At 62.1% G+C, this 3,104-nt stretch carries 4 protein-coding genes; all 4 read left to right on the plus strand.

Going from position 1 to position 3,104, the window contains the following annotated elements; all coding sequences use genetic code 11:
- The first annotated feature begins 259 nt into the window (after positions 1-259).
- From WBB95_RS09180 to cmoB, 4 genes are read left to right on the plus strand one after another with little or no spacing between them, the layout of a single operon-like run.
- A complete protein-coding gene (locus WBB95_RS09180; protein WP_424487298.1) occupies positions 260-649 on the plus strand; it encodes a protease inhibitor I42 family protein in 390 nt (129 codons plus the stop codon).
- 1 nt (position 650) lies between these two features.
- Positions 651-1,307, plus strand: a complete 657-nt coding sequence (locus WBB95_RS09185) for a lysoplasmalogenase (protein ID WP_424487299.1) — start codon at positions 651-653, stop codon at positions 1,305-1,307.
- 36 nt (positions 1,308-1,343) lie between these two features.
- On the plus strand, positions 1,344-2,087 hold the full coding sequence (gene cmoA, locus WBB95_RS09190; protein WP_424487300.1) for a carboxy-S-adenosyl-L-methionine synthase CmoA: 744 nt from the start codon (positions 1,344-1,346) through the stop codon (positions 2,085-2,087).
- Positions 2,084-3,040 (plus strand): tRNA 5-methoxyuridine(34)/uridine 5-oxyacetic acid(34) synthase CmoB, encoded by a 957-nt coding sequence (cmoB, locus tag WBB95_RS09195; protein WP_424487301.1) that lies wholly within the window; start codon positions 2,084-2,086, stop codon positions 3,038-3,040. The genes cmoA and cmoB overlap by 4 nt, the downstream gene beginning before the upstream one ends.
- Positions 3,041-3,104: the final 64 nt, after the last annotated feature.

The following is a 3,104-nucleotide window of genomic DNA, read 5'->3' on the forward strand; positions in this document are numbered from 1 at the left end:
GGCTTGCCCTGCGCTGGGCGGCGCAGCAGCCCCCAATACTGAGACCCCATCCTTTCTGAAGGAATGAGGTGGTCTTCACAGGGGCTGCTGCGCAGCCCGGCGCAGGGCAAGCCTGCTCACCACAACACGCCATCTCATCACATCAAGCCTGCTCATCACAAAGCGCCGCTCACCACCGGCGAGCGGCGCTTGCCTTCCTGTCACACCTTGTCTCATCTTCGGTTATGCTCGCCCTTCGTCGTGAATCAACGGAGCCCCCATGACCGCTGCCCGCCTGCTTCTCCCCTTGAGCCTTGCCCTGCTGGGCGCGTGCGCCAGTACGCCGAAGCAAAATGTCACCGTGGAAAACCAGAGCGCCTGCCCGCTCCAGCTTAAAAGCGGACAAAACCTGATCCTCAGCCTGCCAAGTAACCCCACCACCGGCTATCGCTGGGCCATTCAGGATTCCGCCGGCGGCGTGCTGCGCGCGTTGAGCCCTGAGGTCTACAGCAGTTCAGAATCCGGCGTGATCGGCGGCGGCGGCCAGTCCACCTGGCGCTTTCAGGCCTTCGCTGCGGGCCAGGGCCGTTTGCGCCTGACCTCCCAACAACCTTGGGAACCTGAAGCCGAACCTGCCGAAACCTTCGACTGCGCCATCACGGTGAACTGATATGCCTTGGCTGATTCTTGCATTGATGGGCGCCGGCACCTTTATCTACGGCCTGACCACCCATGCGGCGCTTCTGTGCCTGCTGGTCAAACCGTTGCCGGTCCTGGCGCTGCTGGGTTGGCTGCATGACGCGCCGCCCACCGACTATCGACGCTGGATCAGCCTGGGGCTGATTTTTTCGCTGGTGGGCGACGTGTTGCTCGCCTGGCCGGGGGACCTGTTCATCTTTGGCCTCGGCGCGTTTCTGTTTGCGCACCTGGCGTACCTGAAAGCCTATTTCAGTGATTGCCGCCGCTGGGCATGGTTGCCATTGGTATTGGCACTCGGCGTGGGCGCCGTGCTGCTGAGCATTTTGATTGCCCATGGCCTCGGCGATTTACTGATTCCGGTGGTGGTTTATGCATGGGTGATCAGCGCCATGCTCTGGCGCGCACTGGCACGGCTGGGCAGCGACGTGCCGAAACGCTCGGCGGCATTGGCGGCAGCAGGCGCGGTGTCGTTTGTGTTTTCCGACACATTGATTGGGATCAACCGGTTTGTGGTCGCGTTCGAAGCAGCGCCCTATCTGTTGATCACCACTTACTGGTTGGGCCAGTGGGGCATCACCGCGTCGGCTTTCCATCAGACAACCCGCGCATCGACGCGCCAACCTGGCTAAAATGCCGGCCTTTCCCCTTTCGTCGCCGGAACAACCGTGAGCAAAGAACCCGATCGCCTATTCGCCCAGCCCCTGCCCCAGGTGCCGGACTTCGCCTTTAACGAGGACGTGGTGCGGGTGTTCCCGGACATGATCAAGCGCTCGGTGCCGGGTTACCCGACCATTGTCGAGAACCTCGGCGTGCTCGCGGCGCAGTTCGCTCAACCCAACAGCGTGCTTTACGACCTGGGTTCGTCCCTCGGCGCCGTGACCCAGGCGTTGCGCCGCCATGTGCGCACCGACGGTTGCCGGGTGATCGCTGTGGATAACTCGGCGGCCATGGTCGAGCGCTGCCGCGAATACCTCAATGGCCAGGACTCGATGTTCCAGGAGTTGTTGCCGGTTGAAGTGATCGAGGGCGATATCCTCGCGCTGCAGTTCCAGCCGGCTTCGGTGGTGGCATTGAACTTCACCCTGCAATTCATTGCCCCGGATCAGCGCTTGGCGCTGCTCGGGCGTATCCGCCAGTCGCTGTTGCCGGGCGGCGCGTTGATCCTCTCGGAAAAGCTGCGCTTCAATGATCCTGAAGAACATGCGCTGCTCACCGACCTGCACATCGCGTTCAAACGCGCCAACGGCTACAGCGAACTGGAAATTGCCCAGAAGCGCAGCGCCATCGAAAACGTCATGAAGCCCGACAGCCTCGAAGAACACCGCGAACGCCTGCTGGCGGCCGGGTTCTCGACCGTCGTGCCGTGGTTCCAGTGTCTTAACTTTGCCTCGTTGATTGCCTTGCCATGATTGATCTGTCCCCCCTCGCCCGCCATCTGGTCGGCACTCCCCTGGCCGTTTGGGCCCAAGGCCTGCAAGCGCAACTCGACAGCAAGATGGAAAAGGGCCATGGCGACCTGGAGCGCTGGCAGAGCGCGCTCGACGCACTGCCGAACATCCAGCCCAGTGACGTTGATTTGCTCAACGGCCTGACACTCGACACCGCGTGCGACGACGCCACCCGCGCGCAAATGCACACCGCGTTGATGGGCCTGAGCCCGTGGCGCAAGGGCCCGTTCAACCTGTTCGGCGTGCACGTGGACACCGAATGGCGCTCAGACTGGAAGTGGTCCCGCGTGGCGCCGCACTTGAATTTGCACGGCAAACGCATCCTCGATGTGGGCTGCGGCAATGGTTACTACATGTGGCGCATGCTCGGCGCGGGCGCCGACAGTGTGATTGGCGTGGACCCGAACTGGCTGTTCTTCTGCCAGTTCCAGGCCGTACAGCGTTACCTGTCGCAGCCCAAGGCCTGGCACTTGCCGTTCCCGTTTGAAGATTTGCCGCCGAACATGGAAGGCTTCGACACCGTGTTTTCCATGGGCGTGTTCTACCATCGGCGTTCGCCGATCGAGCATTTGCTGGCCCTGAAAGACTGCCTGGTCAAAGGCGGCGAACTGGTGCTGGAAACCCTGGTGGTCGACGGCGATCAGCAGCAAGTGCTGGTGCCGGAAGACCGCTACGCGCAGATGCGTAACGTGTGGTTCCTGCCGTCGGTGCCCGCACTGATGCTGTGGCTGCGGCGCGCGGGTTTCAGTGACGTGCGTTGCGTGGATGTGAGCGTGACCACCGTCGAGGAACAACGCGGGACCGAGTGGATGAAGTTTCAGTCACTGAGCGATTTCCTCGACCCGGAGGATCACAGCAAGACGATTGAAGGGCTGCCGGCGCCGATGCGGGCGGTGATTGTCGCCCGCAAATAATCTTCCAGACCGATGGAGATCAAATGTGGGAGCGGGCTTGCTCGCGAATGCGGTGGGTCAGCCA

This window comes from Pseudomonas sp., assembly GCF_049645325.1.
Taxonomy (GTDB): Bacteria; Pseudomonadota; Gammaproteobacteria; order Pseudomonadales; family Pseudomonadaceae; genus Aquipseudomonas.